Genomic DNA, 20,640 nt, shown 5'->3' with positions numbered 1-20,640 from the left:
AAATTTATTGCTTTGTTTTGATAACAATTGCGCCATTTTTGGTTTTATTTCCATACAAATGCAATTTCTCTGAACTCACCATTGAAATGGAGTCTATCTCTTCAGGTTTAGGAAAACTAATAATACTAGCATTTAAGTGTAATATTCCATCAATAATAAATACAGGGGTATTCTTAGCATTTAGTCTAGGTTGATTGTCTTCTGCATTAAAGTTTAATTTATTAATTCCAGCCTTTTTAAGGGCTAGCTGCACATTTTGCACTTCGCCCATTTTAATGTTTTTTCCAGCGGAAAGCCTGACGCTTATCTTTTGCGGATTAATGGAATGGTAACCGGTATAAACATTGATAATATTAGATAAGCTTGAATTAATAGGCAGGACGACACCATTAAAAGAAACCAAGCCCTGTTCAATAATATGGACTGGAATTTCTTCTATGGGAAAATTAAAGGGGTTTTTAGTAATTCTCTTTTCTTGAGCCTTGAAGCCATCTATATAAATAACATCTCCATATGCCTTATCCAAATTTGGAATTACATTATTTATGCTTGCCCCATTTATTTTGAAGGAGATCGGTAAGAACAATTCGTATTCATCCTTTTGAAGTATTGGTGTAAGGTTTGGCGCCTTTTTTAATGCATTTATTATAGATTCTTCAAATTGTGAATTAATGTTTTGTAAAAAGGATATGTCTGTTAATTCACCCTCGGAATTCGTTTTAAGCCTCAGAATTGCAGTACCAGATATGCCATCTTTAATAGATCCCATAGGAAAAGTTAGCATGTTGCCTAAATGGTTTTTGAACTGGGCCCCAAGCGTAATATCTCCGGATTTGAGGTCATCCTTTACCTTGATTGCTAGATTTTCTGGAAATGTATTGGGAAAGTCATTCTGACTTCCTTTAGTAGGTATTTGTTTATTATCTGTAGATAATGCTAAGTTATTTATACTATTTTCATGTTGATTCAGTTTTTGAATTTCAATCTTAGCATTTATTATAACTGCAATATTTTCATTGGCCTCTTTACCCGGATGCCAAGCAGGACTTTCAGTATTCGTAAGGGCTGCTAATAAAATTTGATCAATCTCATGACCCAAGCTTTTTTTGATAGAGGCATTTACTACTTTAGCTTCTTGGTTTATTACAAACTCCAACTCAACATTTCCTCCAGCTATAGGTATTTCGTCTATAAGTGGTTCAGGAATTTTACTCGTTAGATAATTTTCCCAAGCTTGCCAACCTATCTTGGGCTCCGGCTTATGGTCGATAGCGTAATAATGGTAGGCATTTTCATACTTTTTATTGAGTGTTGAATTGGGTCTTAATGCCTCAACCAAACTAAGGATTTTTAAATATTCTTGTTGATTTTTGATTCCAGTAAACTCGTAGGACAATTCGCCAACTTGAACGTTGAGCGATTCATGGTTAAGTTTTCCAATGCTTTCATAGTGAGTTGGATTTTTGATACTCTTTAATTTGATGCCAACCGCCAATGAATCCTGAAACGCTTCAATCTGATTTTTCAGAAAAGAGATGGGTTGAGTTGAATAGTTATTAAAGGATATTACACTGCTGTTGGTTTTCATGGAGATTAAACCGAAAACCATGACCATTAGGGGGATTAACATCCCTAGCTTAAACCAATTCGTTTTTTTGGTTGCTTTCATCATTTGAATTCGTTTCAGGGTGGTAGAACGAATAAAATAATTACCCAAAGGTAGATCTAAACCTTGAAAAGCCATCTTGGCAACTAATTTTGGGTAGGTATCTTTAAGTTCTACATCTTTAATGACTTTTTCATCAGCCTGAAATTCATGTAAATCAATTAACGCATTGTGCATTAAGTGAATGATGGGGTTAAACCAAAAAATATTACACATCACTTGATATACAATTACATCATAGCTGTGTTTTTGTTTAACATGTTCGATTTCGTGAATTAGAATTTGTTTTTTTTCTCTGGCACTTAAAACAATGGCGTCATCCCAAAATATTTTGTCGAAGTAAGAGAATACTGGTGCAAGCCCAAAAGTAGGTACTTTGAAATAATTTTCTTTGAGAATGTAAGTTGTTTGGTACCATCCTTTTCTTAAAATTTCTTTTAGTTGAAGAAACTGCCAATAAAATTTGGCAAATAAAAACAGGACAACTATTAGATAACCTAGATATAAATAATCAGTAAACACCCATAAGGTTGGTAACCTACTACCCGTCACGGTTACTTCAGGTAGTCCATAGGTTCCAGCTATTTCACTTTGAGTATTAATATCAAAGGCCTTTAAAAAGGCTGTGTTCTCTAAGGATATACTCGGCTTTTCAAAAGAAACAGGGATTTCGATTAGCGAGAAGGCTATGGCTAAAATAGGCGTTATTAATAAATAAATCCTGTTAAACATGAAAGTTTTTTCATCCTTTAAAAAAACCCAATAAAAGGCGTAAAAAAAGGAGAGGCAAACGATGCTTTGCCAAATAAAATTGATGATTAAAGCCATATTCAGTTTTTAAATATTTTTGCAGATAAGTATTTTTTTTCTGTCAGATTTAAAATCTAAAAAGAATTCGCACTATAATTTCTCAAGCCATAAACTTTGAAAATTAAGGGTATGGCAGCCCCTGATTTTATTGGGTAAAAGAACAATAATTGATCAAGGACTAAGGTTTTGTTACCTACTTTATGGGTGAAACCATATACAAATTGTCCAAGTTAGAAACAAGCCTATTTAAACTTATCGATTTAGTTTTAAAAATCCTAGATTATTTAAAAAAAATACTTAAAGGCTTAATTCCAAAAATCAATTCAGGATTCGTGTTGGACGTATAAATAAAATTTTTAATAAAATTTAACATATTTATCGTTAACGTTTCCGGAAACCCCGCTAATTGTATAAATGGAGTGGAAGATAAAAATTTATTTTCTCTGCTTTTTGTCAACATCATTAAAACAATTATCATTTTAATGCGTTTTACTTTAAGAAAATAAATAAAATACAATTTCCGGTATGGATTTTGTAAACCAAGTAAAAATTATAATGTAACTTGCCAAGTATTATCATCTAAATAATTAATATATTATGTCTATTCAAGAATTTTTAAACAAGTATTCAGATCTTTCTAAAACCAATGCTGTGGTTTATATGGAAGATGCAGATGGAAATATTTTCCATTCTATTGACGAAGCGCACAAGAAAGGTAACCATCCCTTTACAACAAAAAATTTAAAAGATTCAGCAATTGCTGACCTAAACGATTTAGGCTTATCTTCTAAAAACGAGGCTTCTAAACTTATGGGCCTTATACAATTTATTTACGGAGTAGACGCCAAGGCGGATAAAACAGCCACGCGAGGAAGACGTACTTATTCAGCAGATGAAAAAGCAAGTATACTTGCTAATTGGAAGCAAGCTGAAGCAGAAGGTAAAACCAAGGCTGATTTCAGTAAGGATACGGGTGTCACTTACCAAACGTTGTTCAAGTGGATCAAAGAATCATAAGACACTAAACGAAGGCTTATTTACCCCCTTAGGAAAAGCCTACTGCTTTGTTACTTGATGGGGGTATTTAAAACTTTTCAGTTTTACATGTTCTTTAATTAAAAAAGGCCCCTTATGAATTTCATAAGGGGCCTTTTATGTACACTCGGAAGGATTCGAACCCTCAACCCTCGGAGCCGAAATCCGATATTCTATCCAGTTGAACTACGAGTGCATGCAGGCCTATGGGGCCGCAATATTAGTTAAATTAATTAAGCATTTAGCACATTTTGTACTTTTTCTGCAGCTTCTTTCAAAGTAATTGCAGAAGTAACTTTAAGACCTGATTCGTCTATGATTTTTGCGCCTTCTTCGGCGTTAGTACCTTGTAGTCTTACAATAATTGGAACTCTGATATCACCAATAGATTTATAAGCTTCAACCACTCCGGATGCAATTCTGTCACACCTAACGATTCCACCAAAGACATTTATTAGAATGGCTTTAACCTTAGGATCTTTAAGAATGATTCTAAAACCAGCTTCAACAGTTTGAGCATTGGCCCCGCCTCCAACGTCTAGGAAGTTTGCCGGCTCGCCACCAGAAAGTTTGATCATGTCCATGGTGGCCATAGCAAGCCCGGCACCATTTACCATACAACCAACGTTTCCATCAAGTTTCACGTAGTTAAGTCCTGATTTGGCTGCTTCCACCTCAAATGGATCCTCCTCATCAACATCTCTCATCTCAGCAAGACTTTTATTCCTGTATAGCGCATTGTCATCCAAGTTTACCTTAGCATCTACTGCCAAAATATGATCATCAGATGTTTTCAATACTGGGTTAATTTCAAATTGTGATGCATCACTTGCATCATATGCTGCATAAAGGGCCATGATAAACTTCACCATTTCCTTAAATGCATTTCCTTCCAAGCCAAGCTTGAAGGCTACGTTTCTTGCTTGATAAGGCTGGATGCCCAACATAGGATCTACCCACTCCTTGATTATTTTCTCAGGGGTGTTTTCAGCGATTTCTTCAATGTTCACTCCGCCTTCTGTAGATGCCATTATAATATTGCTGCCAGTAGCTCTGTCCAATAATATTGACAAATAATATTCTTTTGGCTCTGAATTTCCAGGATAATAAACATCTTGTGCGACCAAGATTTTTTTAACCAATTTTCCTTCTTCACCTGTTTGAATAGTAACTAGAGTGCCACCCAAAATTGCTTTGGCTTTCTCTGAAACTTCTTCTAACGATTTTGCCAAAACCACGCCTCTTGATCCGGTTTCTTTAATTTCTCCTTTACCTCTACCTCCAGCATGGATTTGTGCTTTTAGAACATACCAGGAAGTACCTGTATCTGCATTAAGCTTCTTTGCCGCTTCTAGAGCAGCTTCAGGGCTTTCCGCAACAATCCCTTCTTGGATTTTAACTCCGTAAGATTTTAAAACTTCTTTAGCTTGATATTCGTGTATATTCATTCTGGTCAAATTTTTGCTCGAAGTTAATGTCAAATGTCCGATTATTCAAGATTTAGGAGCGGCTTTTTATTCATTCTTTAAATGTTTTTTTTCTGTTTTAGTCATTATTAAGTTTTCACACCTTATAAATCAAGTGCATAGCTCTCTTGGAATGCTATAAATTTAAAAGCGCAATAGTAATTATATTTTTGATTAATTTTAAAATACAAGTATGTTTGTCATCAACACTAAATTCAACTACCGCTAATCCTATGCTCTACGCCAAATCACTTCAGAAATATTATGGAGATCTCCATGTCCTTAAAGGAGTAGATGTAACCATAGAGAAAGGAGAAATAGTGTCCATAGTTGGCGCATCTGGTGCAGGTAAAAGTACCTTATTGCATATTCTTGGTACCTTAGATAAGCCTGACCAAGGCAGTTTAATGGTAGACAATATAGACGTGCTTAAACTAAGTGGCGATAATTTGGCAAGCTTTAGGAATGATAGAATAAGCTTTATCTTTCAATTTCATAATTTGCTTCCAGAATTTACTGCTGAAGAAAATATATGGATTCCAGGTCTAATTGGTAAAAAGCCTGAGAATATGCTTAGAAAAAGAACAGCTGAATTAGCCAATCTACTTGGGATTACTTCTAGGCTGGGTCACAAACCTGCGCAGCTTTCCGGTGGAGAACAACAGCGTGTAGCGGTAGCAAGAGCACTTGTCAATAGCCCTGATATAATCTTTGCAGATGAGCCAAGCGGTAACCTCGATACAGAAAATGCCCAAGCCCTTCATGAGTTGTTCTTTAAACTAAGGGATGAATTAGGGCAGTCGTTTGTAATTGTTACCCATAACCAATCTTTGGCTGGAATGTCAGATAGAATGCTTACCATGAAAGATGGTAGGATTTTACCTTGACTTAATAGCGTATAAAACATCTTTGATAAAAGTTGGTCATGTAATCAAAAATTAATTTTTATCTTTGATACTTCAAAACATCAATTTATGGTATTAGAATTTGAAAAGCCTATTGCTGATCTTGAACTTAAGCTTCAGGAAATGATTCAATTGGCCAATGAAAAAAACATAGATCTGTCAACAGATATTAAATCTCTGGATGAAAAGCTTCAAGTTTTAAAAAGAGAAACTTTTCAAAACCTTACCCGATGGCAGCGGGTGCAGCTTTCAAGGCATGCCGATAGGCCTTATGCTTTAGATTATATCTATGAAATGACTGATAATTTTATAGAGCTGCATGGTGATAGAACCGTAAAGGATGATAAGGCAATGATTGGAGGCCTTGGAGACATAGACGGACGTTCGGTGATGTTTATAGGCCAACAGAAAGGTAGAAATACCAAACTGCGACAAGAAAGAAATTTCGGAATGGCCAATCCTGAAGGTTACAGAAAGGCGTTGAGGCTAATGAAGATGGCCGAAAAATTTAACAAGCCTATCGTGACTTTAATAGATACTCCAGGAGCCTATCCGGGAATAGAAGCTGAAGAAAGAGGACAAGGTGAAGCGATTGCTAAAAACCTTAGAGAGATGTTTAAGCTTAAAGTCCCTGTAATTTGCATCATAATTGGTGAAGGTGCTTCTGGTGGTGCTTTAGGGATTGCCATTGGAGACAAGGTCATGATGCTAGAAAATTCATGGTACTCTGTGATCTCTCCTGAAAACTGTTCTACCATTTTATGGAGAAGTTGGGACCATAAAGAGCAGGCTGCCGAAGCGCTTAAATTGACAGGGCCGGACATGAAAAGTAATGGGTTAATCGATTCTATTATAGAAGAGCCCCTTGGTGGAGCGCATAGAAATTTGCAAAACATGGCTTTGAGAATCAAAGATAAAATAAATGAGTCTTTGGTTGAGCTTGACAAAATGAAAGTGGATAAACGCATAGAAAAACGTATAGAAAAGTTTTGCTCTATGGGTTTTGTTCAAGAATAAATATTATTTATTGCAGGAATTGTGGAGCGATTTAAGATTTCCATTTAATTATTATTTTGGAACATACCAATAAATTAGGAGTCGCACTGTCCGGAGGTGGAGTAAGAGGTATTGCGCACCTTGGGATTTTGCAAGGGCTAAATGAGGAAGGTATTTATCCTGATTGTCTTTCAGGTAGTAGTGCAGGAGCTATCGTTGCTGCGATGTACGCTCATGGCTATCAACCAAAAGAAATCTTTGATATTATTGTTCAAACTAAATACTTTAAATTCTTCAAGCCTTCAATTAGTTTTAAGGCATTGTTGAGAATGGATCTTTTGGCAGACTTGTTTGCCAAGTATTTGCCAGAAGATGATTTTTCAGCCTTGGAAATCCCTATTTATGTTGTAGCTACCAATTTTCAAAAAAATCGTACGGAATTTTTTTCCAAAGGACCTTTGATAAAGCGGTTGATGGCATCATCCTGCATCCCTGGTATGTTTGAGCCAATTTTAACCGATGGTGACTTGTACATAGATGGAGGCGTGCTAAACAATCTTCCTGTAGAGCCATTAGTCAATACCTGTGATGCGATTATTGGTATAAATTGCAATAATTTACCTGAATTGAAAGTTGGGCCCAACATTAAGGGATTGATAGAGCGGTCTGTGATCATGGCTTTGAATTACAATGTTTACAGCAGGAAGGATAAATGTGATTATTTTATTGATCCCCCTGGTCTGGCTCAATTCGGTGTTTTGGAAATTAAAAGAGCTGCCGAAATTTATAATACCGGATACCAATATTGCAAAGAATTTTTACTTCAAAACCCCTCTATGTCTAGGTTAAAAGGCCGGGGCATTAACAGTCTATCGAAATCATGAAATTAATCGCCCGTCTTATAGTTTGGATTTCTGGTTGGAAAGTTTCAGGAAATTGGCCACAAGGTTTAAAAAAAGCTGTTCTAATTGCGATCCCCCATACTAGTAATTGGGATTTGGTATATGCCTTATCAGCTTTTTATATAATGGGAGTACCTGTAAAATTCACTATTAAGAAGGAAATAATGATAGGCCCCCTTGGTTGGTTAATTAAGGCTTTAGGAGGAATTCCAATCGACAGGAAAAAGGTAATTGGGAAAAGAAAGCAAACCTATACCGAAACCATGATACAGATGCTTAAGGAAAAGGAAGAGTTGGTTATGATGGTAACCCCCGAAGGGACTAGAAGCTATGCGCCACGTTGGAAATCTGGTTTTTACCATATTGCCCTTGGTGCCAATGTGCCTATAGTGATAGGGTTTTTAGATTACAAAAAGAAGTTGGCAGGAATTGGTCCTATGATCTACCCAAATGGGAATCTTCAAGAACAGGTAGAAGAATTAAAAGCATTTGGTAGAACCGTTACCGGCAAATATCCAGATCAGGGTATCCGATAACTTCACTGCCGCCTTTTCATATCATTTTATCTAATGCCTTAGCCTTTTTAAGCATTTACAAAACCTCATTGTTTTATTGATGTTTTTTTCATTGGTGAACAGTTCAATATGTTATCGGCGTGAGGCGAGCCTTTAATATTTGCACCCACTCTAACCCAAAACATGCACTAAACGACCTATTACCTGCTTACCCGTCGCGGTGGATAAATTTAGCCACTTCGTTGCTGTTTTCAATTTCACCATAGCGGTGCCATGTTATTATATCCAAACGGTTTGATTTTCTTGAGATTAGAATATTTTTCGTAAACATGAGATAGGTTTAAGATTCTTTTTTCATAAACTGGGCTTAACGTTTATTCGGCAATATTGGCCATTGAATCCCTAGATTCATGGCTGCTTTTTATTTTACATGTAAAAATCAATTATCTAATGCAGTCCAAAAATGGGGAATGGTTTTTGGTATATTAAAATAAAATCCAGCCTGAAAAAATATGATTAAGAATAAATTAAAAAGACTTAAAAAATATACCATTTTTGAAATACTCATAGATGGAGTAAAAGATTTTGGGAAGAATGACTCAATTACTTTTGCAGCTTCCACCGCCTTCTATACCATATTTTCTCTCCCAGCTTTGTTGATCATTATACTTAACATTGCTTCGGTAATTTTAAATGAAGATACTGTAAAAGAAGAGCTCTTGGCTCAAGTCTCAAAAATGATGGGTAGCGAAAGTGCAACCACGCTTGAAGGAGTCATGACCAATGTAGCCATAAGCGGGCAAACATTTTATTCTAGAATGGTGGCCATTTCGGTACTGATTTTTTCTGCTACAACTGTATTTGTGAGTTTGCAAAACAGCATTAACCACATTTGGCATATTAGGCCAAAACCTGAGAAAGGATTTTTAAAATTTATAATGAATCGAATCCTTAGTTTTTCTATGGTGGCTTCTATTGGATTTCTATTGCTAGTGTCTCTTCTTGCAGACGCATTTATTGTAATTTTACTGAATTACTTCTCTGATATTTTTGATACTGGTACTTTGAAACTTGCATCGGTCATTAATTTTCTTGTGACTCAATCCACATTTGTACTTGTGTTTGGACTTATGTATAAGATTCTCCCTGATGCCAAGGTAAAGTGGAAGGACGTTTGGTTAGGGGCCTTTGTGACCATGATTCTTTTTGGATTAGGAAAATTTCTAATCGGACTATACTTGGGAAGTGCAGATGTGGGAAGCTATTATGGTACGGCAGGTTCACTAGTAGTTGTATTAATCTGGGTGTATTATTCTGTGGTGATCTTTCTTTTTGGAGCTCAATTAACTTACTATATTGCTGAGAATATAGGTGGGCATGTGACGCCTATCAAGCAAGCAGTTAAGGTTCGAATTATAGAGGTCACTGAAGAGGAAGAAGAAGAGGAGGGAGATTAACCATGGGCTCTTTTCCAAAAAATAGAAGATTAAAAGTCTGAATCTTGACCAAACCTATCACTAATAATCCAATCTTACTCTAAAGATTCAGTGGTTTAAATTTATAGGGAAATGCTTCCAATCAAGTGGAGACATTTCCCTTAAAAATTGATTGTGGCATTTAAAACATTAAGCTTGAAATCCGCCATCAACTGTGAATATGCTACCTGTTGTATAACTAGATGCCTCAGAGGCTAAAAATAAAGCCATTGATCCAATTTCTTCTTCTTCGCCTATTCGTTGTAAAGGCAGTTCTTCTAAAAATTTTTCGCGAAGTTCTTGATTAGACCATAATACTTCACTGAATTTGGTTTTAATTAATCCTGGGCATATGGCGTTTACGCGAATATTGTAGGTTCCCCATTCTTTAGCAAAAGCTTTTGTTAAAGAGATAAGTGCTGACTTACTGACACTATAAAGTCCCAGGCCTTTTTCAGGGGAAAGTGCACTGATTGAGCTAATATTTATAATGGAAGCGGAAGATGATTGTTTTAAATAGGGCAGACTTAGTTTTGACAACTCATAAGGTGCTTTCAAATTCACATCCAGGATTTTATCGAACACACCTAAGTCCGTGCTTTCTATAGACCCGTATACAGGGTTGGTAGCAGCATTGTTTACAAGAATATCAATTTGTCCATACTTGCTAACAGTTTGCTCTATCAAATTCTTCCTATCCTCCTCATACCCGATATTATTGGCCACTCCCATGGCCACATAGCCTTTTTCTTTAAGCTTAGCAATGGCCTCATCAAGTCTTTCTTGATTTCTACTATTTATCACCACCTTAGCTCCTGCTGCAGCAAAAAAATGGGCGATTGAAAAACCAATGCCACTACTTGCGCCAGTAATTATAGCGACTTTGCCATGTAATGAAAATAGTGTGCTTAAATCCATAAAAATTAATTTTATATATAAGAGATATACCTAACCAAATTTAAATTTTTAACAGGAATAAAGCAATAGTATATGCCCTACATCTCAGTAAGTATTGCAACCAAGTGTAATTTAAGAGGTTAGCTATAAAGGAGTAGCACCCAGGGATCTTTTTTTATTGGCTATTAATTCACTGATTTATAGTTTGTTAGTGCATATAGGCGTGTTCTTAACGATTAATTAATATTAAGAATTAATTGATCGTTAAGAAGATAAAATAATTGTAACCAAAATCTATTTTAACGCTTGGGCCTATTTAGAGTACTATTCTTCTTTTTTTATTTTGTCCGATTTGGGATGGGTTATGTTCCTATCATTGATTTCGGAAACTTCCTTACCCAAAACCTCTTTGGCAGATATTTCTTGTTCAGTACCAACTTTAGATCGCTTGGTGTTGAAAATTCTCTTGTAAAGCAAAATTATTGCAATAACTATTGCAACAATAATAAGGCCTCCTATTAATAAATCCATAGTTTTATCTTTATTTAATTCTACTATTTATTCATAGAACAATAAAGATGCCTAAAATGGGAATACACTCATATTTTTCATCCTTTCAGGTGAATCAAACCTTTCTAGACTTAGAAGAAAACTTTTTTCTTTACCCTATGCATCAGCTTTTGCCGATTTTCTGATAAGCAATTGCTTCTCTTCTCGTTTGAACTCAGCTCCTAAAAAAGATTTCCTTGGACTGGTTGGGTTTTATATGGGTTGCTGGTTCCTTTTAATATCTCAAAAAGTATTTTATTGAAACCATTTTTCCAACTTTCAATGTTGATTTTAATATCATTCGGTTCTAAATTAACAGAGCCTGACAATTGGCAGTAGCCAATTACCATACTCCAGATGGTGTAAAAAGTGCTGTCAGCCTGCAAATCTGGGCGCATGCTACCATCTTTTATACCTTGCGAAATTGCTTTAATGCCAATTTTTGCCAAATCATTGTGGCTTTGTAGCAATTTATTGAAGAATTGACTTTCTAAAAGCAATGGATTTACTTTTTCTGAATTTTGCTGGTACAATTCTAAAACAGATAGAAAATAGAGTATGGCGTCGTGAAATACCTTCTTTTCTTGGACAAATTGAAAGTACCCATTTACCAAATCTGTCATTACTTCAATTCCTGTTTTATCTTTGCCTTTACCGAATGACTTGTTGAAGACTTCTTTTAATTCTTCAATGCCCTTTTTAGTAATGGCCATGTAAAGGTCTTCTTTACTTTTGTAATAAAAATAAACAAGACCTTTACTTATTTTAGCTTTCTTGGCTACGTCTTCGACTTTTGTTGCATGGAGTCCTTTTTCAGCAAACAATGCAATGGCTGATTCAAGGATCTTTTTTTCTTTTTGCTGTCTTTCGTAAACGCCCATATTCTATTTATGCCTGTTATAAATCGCTTTATATTTTATTTCTTAAGCGAGAACCTTGATTATATAATAATTTTTCTTTCCTTTTTGGACCAAAAGGTACTTGTTTTGAAGCAAAGGGGTATCTACCTTATCGTTCGGGTTTTCTATTTTCTGCTTGTTGAGGGATACACCACCACCCTGTATCATTTTTCTGCCTTCGCCTTTAGATTTAAAAATTGTTTGGTCTAAAGTCAATAAATCAAGGACATTTTCAGCATTTTCAAAAGTTGCTTGATTCATCTCTATGACATCTACACCATCAAAAACCTGAAGAAAGGTACGTTCATCTAATGTTGACAAATCTTCCAGTGAAGATTTTCCGAATAAAATTCCTGATGCTTTCACGGCCACTTCATATTCTTCACGGCTATGGACTAGAATTGTTATTTCCTGTGCCAAGGCTTTTTGCAAAACCCGAAGATGTGGTGCATCTAGGTGCTCTTTTTCTAAGCGCTCGACAGCTTCTTGGTCTAATATTGTGAATATTCGGATATATTTGGCCGCGTCTTCATCAGAAACATTGAGCCAAAATTGGTAAAAAGCATAGGGTGAGGTCTTTTCAGGATCAAGCCAAACGCTACCGCCTTCTGTTTTTCCAAATTTAGTACCATCCGCTTTTGTAATCAACGGAACGGTAAGTGCAAATGCTTCACCACCAGCTTTTTTACGTATCAGTTCCGTTCCAGTAACAATATTACCCCACTGATCCGAGCCGCCTAACTGAATGCTGCAACCTTTGTTTTTCCACAAATAATAAAAATCATAGCCTTGGATCAACTGGTAAGTAAACTCAGTAAAGGATAGACCATTGCCATCTTCAAGCCTTCTTTTTACAGAATCTTTTGCCATCATGTAGTTGACAGTGATGTATTTACCCACGTCCCTTATGAATTCCAAGAAGGAAAACTCAGACATCCAGTCGTAATTGTTGACCAGCAAGGCTTTGTTCGAAGCCTCTGCATCAAAATCTAAAAATTTCTCTAATTGCTTTCTGATGCCAGCAATATTTTGATCCAAAGTAGCCTTGTCCAATAAGTTTCGCTCTGAGGACTTAAAGGATGGATCTCCTATCATGCCCGTAGCACCACCTATTAACGCAACTGGCTGATGTCCTGAGCGCTGAAAATGGAGTAAGGTCATCACCCCAACCAAATGGCCTATATGAAGTGAATTAGCAGTAGGGTCGAAACCAAGATAGGCTGCTACTTTACCTTTTTGAATATGTTCTTCAATTCCTGCGGTCATGTCTTGAACCATGCCCCGCCACTTCAATTCAGCTATAAAATCATTCATTCTACTCGGCTTTTTATTATGCGTGCGCAAATATAAGGCATCCTGATAAAAGGAAGGAATGAAAAGGATTTATTAATTTATTTGTAGGTCATTTTTCCACATAAAGTGTAAAAAATCAAGACAAGTGTTTTTGTTTTATTTGAAATTGCATTCAAAATTGCCCTCATACGATTTATTTCTGTTACTATATCGATTTTAATTTAAATTCAAATGCTATTTTAACCGTTTTGCCTTTTAGTTTATCAATGTTTACAATTGGGAGCGCATTGATTACTCTTTTGCATTCTTCATACAGTTTTGAATGCTGGTTTGATTTATTAATAAGTATTGGTATTGCTGATGGATTGCTCTCATAGCCGACGATTACAATATCACTACTTTTGAAGGGATCGCCTTTGAGGCTACCATCAGGATAATAATAAACCTCTCCCGAAGGTTGCTCTTCATAAAAACCTGTCAATTTTCCTTTATTGTCTACATTAAAATATAAAATTACTGACCCAACTTGACCAAATTTCCGTGCTTCCTCGGGGTACCTTAGCGATTTGGAAAAATACCTGCTCAAATCATCTATTGTAGAAATCTCATTATTTGATGGATTATTTTTAGCTTTTGCGGTTTCAGAAGCCATTAAGGTATTCTCATTACCATCACTTTCCCTGAATGCTGTTGTTTTTTCGGATAGGCATGCCAATAAAATTAGGAATATAGGCAAAATGGCTAATTTCCTGATCCTTGTAAATTTCGAATTACTAGTTGATTTCATCATAAGTATACGGTTTTTGAGATTATTGGAATTCAGCTCTGTAAATTGAGGAAGTGCTATTCGATCGCTCACCATCGAGACCAAGGCCATTTGGTACCGCCTCATGTTGGAATTTTGTGTCACCATGTCGTCAACTCTGTACTCGAGATTTAGCCTAATAGCCCTGTTTAGAACATAAACCACTGGGTTGAACCATTGAAAGGCTGAAAGAAATTCTATTAGGAATAAATCAATAAAGTGCTTTTCATTTAGGTGTACCTTTTCATGGTCAACCACCATTTCCAAATCAGGATGATGGATAATATTGCTTCCGATGATAATTTTATTGATAAAGGTAAAAGCTCGGATGTTTTCAGGAGATAGGTAAACGGTTTGGTTTCCCACCATGTTTTTTCTAGCTGTTTTGTATATTTTGTAAGCTTGCAAATAGCTTAGGGCAAACCTTAGTAAACAGAAAACTATTCCAATAATATATAGGGTGCCCAATATGGTTAACCAATTCATTGTTTCAGGATTGTTTGTTGCTTGGATGGCTATGTCAGCTTCGGGAGTAATTGGAGTGGTTTCATTGACATACACCAATGCTCTTGAAAGGTCTTCTCGGATAGGTATTTGTATCAATGGGATAATATGTGCCACCGGGAGCACAAGCAGCAAGAAGATCCGGTTAAATACGAATTGCTTGTGTCCTCTAAGTATAAAATGGTAGGAGAGGTACAATACCAAACTTATCAATGATGCCTTCAACAAATAAAGAAAGATAGCCTCCATAGCTTATTTCGATTTAATTAGATTAATCAATTCCTCTACTTCATCTTTATCCAATTGTTCCTCTTGTACAAAAGCAGCTACAGCACTGGAAAATGAATTGTCAAAATAATTGCTTATTATTTCCTTCATGTAAACCTTTCGATAGGCCTCTTTCTTAAGCAATGGGAAATATTCATAAGTATTACCATACACATTGAATCCTACTATTTCTTTTTCCTGCAATACTCTTACGAGGGAAGAAATGGTATTGTAATGAGGTTTAGGGTCAGGATATTTGGCTACAATGTCTTTGACAAAAGCTTTTTTAAGCTGCCAAAGTATTTGCATTAGCTCCTCTTCCTTTTTGGTCAATTTCTCCATAGACACATAACAATTAATTTTATTTAAAGATACAACGGGTTTCCCAGTTTGTCAATTGGTTTCCCAGTTTTTTAACTAAAAAATTAAATATATTTCAAAGTTTCAGCCTTGAATTGTTTTAAATAGGGTATCTATTATAGATTTATTTCCTTTTTCGCCCTAGAAATAGTTCAGTTGGAAATGCCAAAGAATGAATTTAAATTTAAGTAATTATTTAAACCCAAAATTATATGAAGCTCCTTACGATTGTAGTTTTTTTTACTTGCTGGCTTAGCCAAGCCCTATATGCTCAAACATCTGAAAGAATTAAATTGGCAGATGAGATCGCTTTCTCCATCAACAATGAATTAATCAATCATTGGTACCCCAAAGCTTATGATACCGAATATGGCGGGTATATCAGTTCCTTTGATGCGGCATTTAATCCTACTGAAAATCAAGACAAGATGATTGTTTCACAGGCCAGACATTTGTGGACCTTATCAAAAATGATAGAGAGAAATTCTGAAACAGACCATTATAAGAAAGGAGCAAGGCTTGGATACACCTTTTTAAGAGATAAATTTTGGGACAAAGAAAATGGTGGGTTTCATACTTTATTAAGTCGTGAAGGTCAAGTAGAAAGCAGTGGTCAAGGGGCGAAAACTGCCTATGGAAATTCTTTCGGTATTTATGGGCTTGCGGCTTATTATAAGGTGTCCTCAGATCCAGAAGTGCTTGAATTGGCCAAGAAGGCCTTTTACTGGTTGGAGGAAAACAGTTATGATCCTGAGTATGGCGGGTATTTCCAGTCGCTTGCTATGGATGGTTCTCCTCTGATTAGAGATAGTAGTACTCCTTCTACATCCACCATTGGATACAAAGACCAAAACAGCTCTATACATTTATTAGAAGCTTTTACTGAATTATATACTGTTTGGAAAGATCCTTTATTGAAGCAAAGAACTACGGAACTGCTGACTTTGATCAGAGACACAATTGTTCAGAGCGAAGGTTATCTTCAGTTGTTTTTACAGCCAGATTGGACTCCAGTTAGTTTCAGGGGGGAAGGTAAAGCCACTATAGACAAGCACCATTCCATAGACCATGTTTCTTATGGTCATGATGTAGAGACGGCCTATTTAATGATGGAGGCTTCACATGTTCTGGGGCTAGTAGATGATGATGCTACCTGGGAAATAGGAAAGAAAATGGTGGATCATTCGCTTCAATTTGGTTGGGATGAAAACGTAGGGGGATTTTATGATGGGGGATATTATTTTTCAGGGGAATCAACACCAGAAGTCATCAAGGATACCAAAAACTGGTGGGCACAAGCGGAGGGGCTCAACACCCTTTTAATCATGGCCGATTTGTATCCGGATGACGCAATGTTGTATTATGAGAAATTTAAGCTTCAATGGAATTATATTCAAGAATATCTCATCGATCATGAATATGGAGAATGGTATGCAGGAGGATTGGACAAACAAGCTGCATTGAAAAATGCCCAGAAGGGACATATATGGAAAACCGCCTATCACAACTTTAGATCGATGAATAACTGCGAACAAAAACTTCGTGATCCCTCACACCTCGCATTGACCATTAATAGGAGTGGAATTAATCATTAAAACTAGTTTCCTATCTTTATAAAATTTTAATTTTCAACTAATAATCTTTTTCTTATATTTCTGAACTTGAAAATTGTCTCTGTTAACAACTTTGGTAAAGTGGGGAGTTCAGAAATTTCAAGAGGAGGGAGGAAGTGCTGTTTGTTGAAAGGTATAAAAGTATTGACCCATCTTCCTATTTTCACACAATCAGGGTTCAACCCAGATTGTTTATAATTACCGGAGAATATGCTATGAACCTATTGAATTTGAATTTTAGAAAGCCCTTGCAATATTTTATGATTGCAAGCTTATTGATTGTATTTAGTTGTGGCCCAAAAGAGGAGCAGGATTTAAAAATTACAAATTTTAATGCTTTAAATACGAAGGAATGGGCCTCTCAGTTGGAGGAGATCATCCAACCAGAATTAGACTCAGGTCTTAAGGTTAGTGTCTGGGCTTCTGATTCTATGGTTTTTGATCCAATATCCATTGATTTTGATGATCAGGGAAAGTTGTATTATAGCCGTACCAATAGGCAAAAAAATTCCGAACATGAGATTAGACGGCATCAGGACTGGGAGATCAGATCTATTACTTTACAAACAATTGAGGAAAAGCGGGCCTTTCTGAGAGAAGAACTTTCAGAAGAAAACAGTGCGCAAAACGAGTGGATGGAAGACCTAAATGGCGATGGATTCAATGACTGGAGAGACATGACCATTGAAAAGGATCACATTTACCGCCTGGAAGACACTGACGGTGATGGGTTGGCTGATAAATACCAATTGGTTTTTGAAGAATTACATGATGAGGTGACCGATGTAGCAGGTGCGGTAATGAAATATGGCGACGACCTTTTTGTAGGTGCAGCACCTGATATGTGGCGGGTCAAAGAAGACCCCAAAACAGGTTTGACTAAAGAAAAAGTGTCTATTTCTCATGGATATGGTGTGCATATTGGATTTGGAGGGCATGGAATGTCGGGTCTTGAAATGGGCCCTGATGGCAGGGTTTATTGGGGGATTGGAGACATTGGCTTTAATGGAAAGGACCAGGCAGGGAACACTCATAAATATCCGAATAGGGGCGTAATTGCTCGATCTAATCCAGATGGGAGTGATTTTGAGATATTTGCCATGGGGGTAAGAAATACCCATGAATTCGTATTTGATGATTTTGGCAATCTTATCAGCGTAGACAATGATGGTGATCACAGAGGAGAGAGTGAACGCCTGGTGTATATAGTAGACGGGTCCGATACAGGATGGAGAATCAACTGGCAGTTTGGCAAGTACAGGGACCCTAAAAACAATGATTACAAGGTTTGGATGGATGAGGAAATGTATAAACCTCGACATGATGGTCAGGCAGCTTATTTTCTTCCGCCTTTAAAAAATTACATTAACGGCCCCACAGGTATGTTATACAATCCCGGGACTGCATTGGGAGAACAGTGGAAAGAAACTTTTTTTGTAGCTGGGTTTTCAGGAAATCCTGCTCGATCAGGAATACACGCTTTCAAATTGGCACCAATGGGAGCTGGATTTGAAATGACAGAGACCAAGCAGATCATGGGAGGCTTACTGCCCACTGGAATGGACTTTGGTCCTGACGGATCCCTTTATTTTGCTGATTGGATTGATGGTTGGGGCACCAAGGACAATGGGAGAATTTGGAAAATGGAAGTTACTAAAGGGGTAAACAGCCAATTGAGAAAAGATACAGAAACCCTTATCAAGGCTAATTTCAAGGACAAGAAGAATCCTGAGTTGAGCAATTTGCTGGACAACCCTGATAAAAGGGTTCGACACAAAGCCCAATTTGAATTAGCCAAAAGAGGTGGCGAGGGACTTGAAATATTTAAGGCTAAACTGAATCCAAACAGTGGAAAAATGGCAAGAATCCATGCCATTTGGGGAGTCGCTCAGCTTGCCCGTTCAGGTGAAGATGAAGTGGGTAAACTGCTAGTTCCATTGCTTAATGATGCTGACCAAGAGATCAGGGCGCAAGCGGCTAGATGGCTTGGTGATATCAGGTTTGAGGGGGCTGAGGATAAGTTAATTCCTCTACTTCAAGACCAATCGGTCCGAGTACAGTTCTTTGCCGCAGAGGCATTGGGCAGAATTAAAGCCAAAACAGCGGTCCAGCCATTAATCGCATTCCTAGAAGTAAATAACGAGGAGGATGTTTATTTGCGCCATGCTGGAAGCCTGGCCTTGGCTAGAATAGGGGATGTTGCAGCCGTTGAAGCTTTACATCAACATCCATCAAAGGCTGTGAGGATTGCTGCCGTGGTTGCCTTAAGGCGCATGGAGGCTGGTGAAGTGGCTGTGTTTTTATCCGACAAAGATGAATATATTTTAGCTGAAGCAGCCAGGGCAATCAACGATGATTTTTCTATCGAAGAGGCATTGCCAGCATTGGGTAAGGTACTCACCAGAGAAAATCTATCCTCTGAACCATTGTTAAGAAGGGCGATAAATGCTAATCTAAGGGTCGGTACCGAAGAGGCCCTAAATCAAATTTCGCACTTTATCGCTATGGAATCTGCACCTGAAAGCATGCGGATTGAAGCCATCAATGCTTTGTCCACCTGGGATAATCCATCCGTCTTGGACAGGGTGGACGGAAGGTATAGAGGAGAGATGAAGCGGGATGCCAATGTTCTTAGACAATTGGCTTCTGCACCATTGTTGAAATTAACCAATCATTCTAATGCCTCCATTCGTTATGCTGCTGTGAATGCTATTGGGACTATAAAGGTGGCCGATACCTCTGATAAATTGCTGTCTATACTTAAAACAGATAGGGATTCAAAAGTAAGAGAGGCTGCATTATTGGCCTTGGCTAAATCAGATTCAGAAAACATTGATATCGCTTTGGAACAAGCCATTACGGACAAGGATAAAAGTGTCAGGGTTGCTGGTTTGGGAATTTTGGGAGAATTAGATTTACCTGCTAATACTGTAGCTGCTTTATTAGAGAAAGTAATTATGAATCAATCAGTTGAAGAAAAACAAGCAGCCATCGCCACCTTGGGAGAGGTGGATAAAAGTTATGCTACTCCTGTATTTGAGAAACTTTTGGATGAATTGAGCAATAAAAAATTACCTGCGGCAGTTGAGTTGGAATTAAGTGAAGCGCTCGAAACATTAGGCAATGTGAATTTGTTGACCAAGTACAAAGCCATAACGGACAAACTTTATGAAGGAGATGTATTGGCTAGTTACAATGGAAGTCTATTTGGTGGAGATGCTGCGAAAGGGCGAAAGATTTTCTTCCAAAACCAGACTGCCCAATGTATTCGTTGCCATGCTTATGATGACTTTGGAGGCATTGCTGGACCTAGGTTAAATGGAATTGCCAAGAAGCTTGATAGGAAGCTTTTGCTTGAAGCCCTTATTGCCCCGAGCAATCGTTTGGCTCCAGGTTTTGGTGTAGTTACCATAAAACTTAACAGTGATAAAAGCGTTTCAGGAATCGTGTTAAGTGAGGATAAAAATAGCCTTACTTTAAAGGTGGGAAATGAACCAGATATGATTATAGCAAAAGAAACGATAAAAGAGCGGTCAAATGCTTTGTCTTCTATGCCTGATATGAAGGCTTTATTGACGAAAAGAGAAATACGAGATTTAGTAAGTTTTCTAGTAACATTAGATAAAGAAGAACACTAATCTTTTTTATCAAGTTTTAGTTAAATAGCTCATCTCATTAATTTA

Annotated in this window: 16 protein-coding genes and 1 tRNA gene; 8 read left to right on the top strand and 9 right to left on the bottom strand. The window is 37.0% G+C overall.

Translation table 11 applies throughout. The features are described 5' to 3' along the window. Positions 1–4: 4 nt before the first annotated feature. Entirely contained in the window at positions 5–2,494 is a 2,490-nt protein-coding gene (locus AAC073_RS13575; protein WP_339924318.1) for a M56 family metallopeptidase, read from the bottom strand. A gap of 579 nt (positions 2,495–3,073) precedes the next feature. Here AAC073_RS13575 and AAC073_RS13570 point away from each other — a divergent pair. Further along, positions 3,074–3,493 (top strand): hypothetical protein, encoded by a 420-nt coding sequence (locus tag AAC073_RS13570; protein WP_339924317.1) that lies wholly within the window; start codon positions 3,074–3,076, stop codon positions 3,491–3,493. A 140-nt stretch (positions 3,494–3,633) separates the two neighbouring features. Here AAC073_RS13570 and AAC073_RS13565 read toward each other — a convergent pair. Next, positions 3,634–3,707 (bottom strand) — tRNA-Arg (locus AAC073_RS13565). A 37-nt stretch (positions 3,708–3,744) separates the two neighbouring features. Further along, positions 3,745–4,959 carry an ADP-forming succinate--CoA ligase subunit beta gene (sucC, locus tag AAC073_RS13560; protein WP_339924316.1) on the bottom strand — a complete coding sequence of 405 codons (1,215 nt, stop codon included), beginning with the start codon at positions 4,957–4,959 and terminating at the stop codon, positions 3,745–3,747. A 251-nt stretch (positions 4,960–5,210) separates the two neighbouring features. Between sucC and AAC073_RS13555 the strand changes: the two genes are divergently transcribed. From AAC073_RS13555 to AAC073_RS13535, 5 genes are all read left to right on the top strand, one after another. Beyond that, positions 5,211–5,864, top strand: a complete 654-nt coding sequence (locus AAC073_RS13555; protein ID WP_339924345.1) for an ABC transporter ATP-binding protein — start codon at positions 5,211–5,213, stop codon at positions 5,862–5,864. An 87-nt stretch (positions 5,865–5,951) separates the two neighbouring features. After that, on the top strand, positions 5,952–6,899 hold the full coding sequence (locus AAC073_RS13550) for an acetyl-CoA carboxylase carboxyltransferase subunit alpha (RefSeq protein WP_339924315.1): 948 nt from the start codon (positions 5,952–5,954) through the stop codon (positions 6,897–6,899). A gap of 56 nt (positions 6,900–6,955) precedes the next feature. Continuing rightward, complete coding sequence (locus tag AAC073_RS13545) at positions 6,956–7,762, top strand: patatin-like phospholipase family protein (protein WP_339924314.1); 807 nt, start codon at positions 6,956–6,958, stop codon at positions 7,760–7,762. Beyond that, a complete protein-coding gene (locus AAC073_RS13540) occupies positions 7,759–8,316 on the top strand; it encodes a 1-acyl-sn-glycerol-3-phosphate acyltransferase (protein WP_339924313.1) in 558 nt (185 codons plus the stop codon). Before AAC073_RS13545 ends, AAC073_RS13540 begins: the two co-directional genes overlap by 4 nt. A 491-nt stretch (positions 8,317–8,807) precedes the next feature. Then, positions 8,808–9,752: a YihY/virulence factor BrkB family protein gene (locus AAC073_RS13535; RefSeq protein ID WP_339924312.1), complete on the top strand. Its 945-nt coding sequence runs from the start codon at positions 8,808–8,810 to the stop codon at positions 9,750–9,752. Positions 9,753–9,920: 168 nt separating this feature from the next. On the opposite strand, the gene AAC073_RS13530 is transcribed toward AAC073_RS13535, so the two are convergent. The 6 genes from AAC073_RS13530 to AAC073_RS13505 form a co-directional block, all read right to left on the bottom strand. Next, positions 9,921–10,688 (bottom strand): SDR family oxidoreductase, encoded by a 768-nt coding sequence (locus AAC073_RS13530; protein ID WP_339924311.1) that lies wholly within the window; start codon positions 10,686–10,688, stop codon positions 9,921–9,923. Between the two features lie 303 nt (positions 10,689–10,991). Next, a complete protein-coding gene (locus AAC073_RS13525) occupies positions 10,992–11,198 on the bottom strand; it encodes a hypothetical protein (RefSeq protein WP_339924310.1) in 207 nt (68 codons plus the stop codon). Between the two features lie 200 nt (positions 11,199–11,398). Further along, positions 11,399–12,097 (bottom strand): TetR/AcrR family transcriptional regulator, encoded by a 699-nt coding sequence (locus tag AAC073_RS13520; RefSeq protein WP_339924309.1) that lies wholly within the window; start codon positions 12,095–12,097, stop codon positions 11,399–11,401. 42 nt (positions 12,098–12,139) lie between these two features. Then, the gene (tyrS, locus tag AAC073_RS13515; protein WP_339924308.1) at positions 12,140–13,429 is read right to left on the bottom strand and encodes a tyrosine--tRNA ligase; all 1,290 of its coding nucleotides are present in this window, start codon (positions 13,427–13,429) and stop codon (positions 12,140–12,142) included. 184 nt (positions 13,430–13,613) lie between these two features. Further along, positions 13,614–14,966, bottom strand: coding sequence for a M56 family metallopeptidase (locus tag AAC073_RS13510; protein ID WP_339924307.1), 1,353 nt, complete (start codon positions 14,964–14,966; stop codon positions 13,614–13,616). A gap of 3 nt (positions 14,967–14,969) precedes the next feature. Continuing rightward, complete coding sequence (locus tag AAC073_RS13505; protein WP_339924306.1) at positions 14,970–15,326, bottom strand: BlaI/MecI/CopY family transcriptional regulator; 357 nt, start codon at positions 15,324–15,326, stop codon at positions 14,970–14,972. Positions 15,327–15,556: 230 nt separating this feature from the next. Here AAC073_RS13505 and AAC073_RS13500 point away from each other — a divergent pair, with 230 nt between their 5' ends. Then, complete coding sequence (locus AAC073_RS13500; RefSeq protein WP_339924305.1) at positions 15,557–16,939, top strand: AGE family epimerase/isomerase; 1,383 nt, start codon at positions 15,557–15,559, stop codon at positions 16,937–16,939. Between the two features lie 278 nt (positions 16,940–17,217). Continuing rightward, positions 17,218–20,595 (top strand): HEAT repeat domain-containing protein, encoded by a 3,378-nt coding sequence (locus tag AAC073_RS13495; RefSeq protein ID WP_339924304.1) that lies wholly within the window; start codon positions 17,218–17,220, stop codon positions 20,593–20,595. Positions 20,596–20,640: the final 45 nt, after the last annotated feature.

This window comes from uncultured Cyclobacterium sp. (genome assembly GCF_963977555.1).
In the GTDB taxonomy this organism is placed as follows: domain Bacteria; phylum Bacteroidota; class Bacteroidia; order Cytophagales; family Cyclobacteriaceae; genus Cyclobacterium.
The sequence above is the reverse complement of the archived record's forward strand: the minus strand, read 5'-3'. Positions and strand labels throughout refer to the sequence as shown.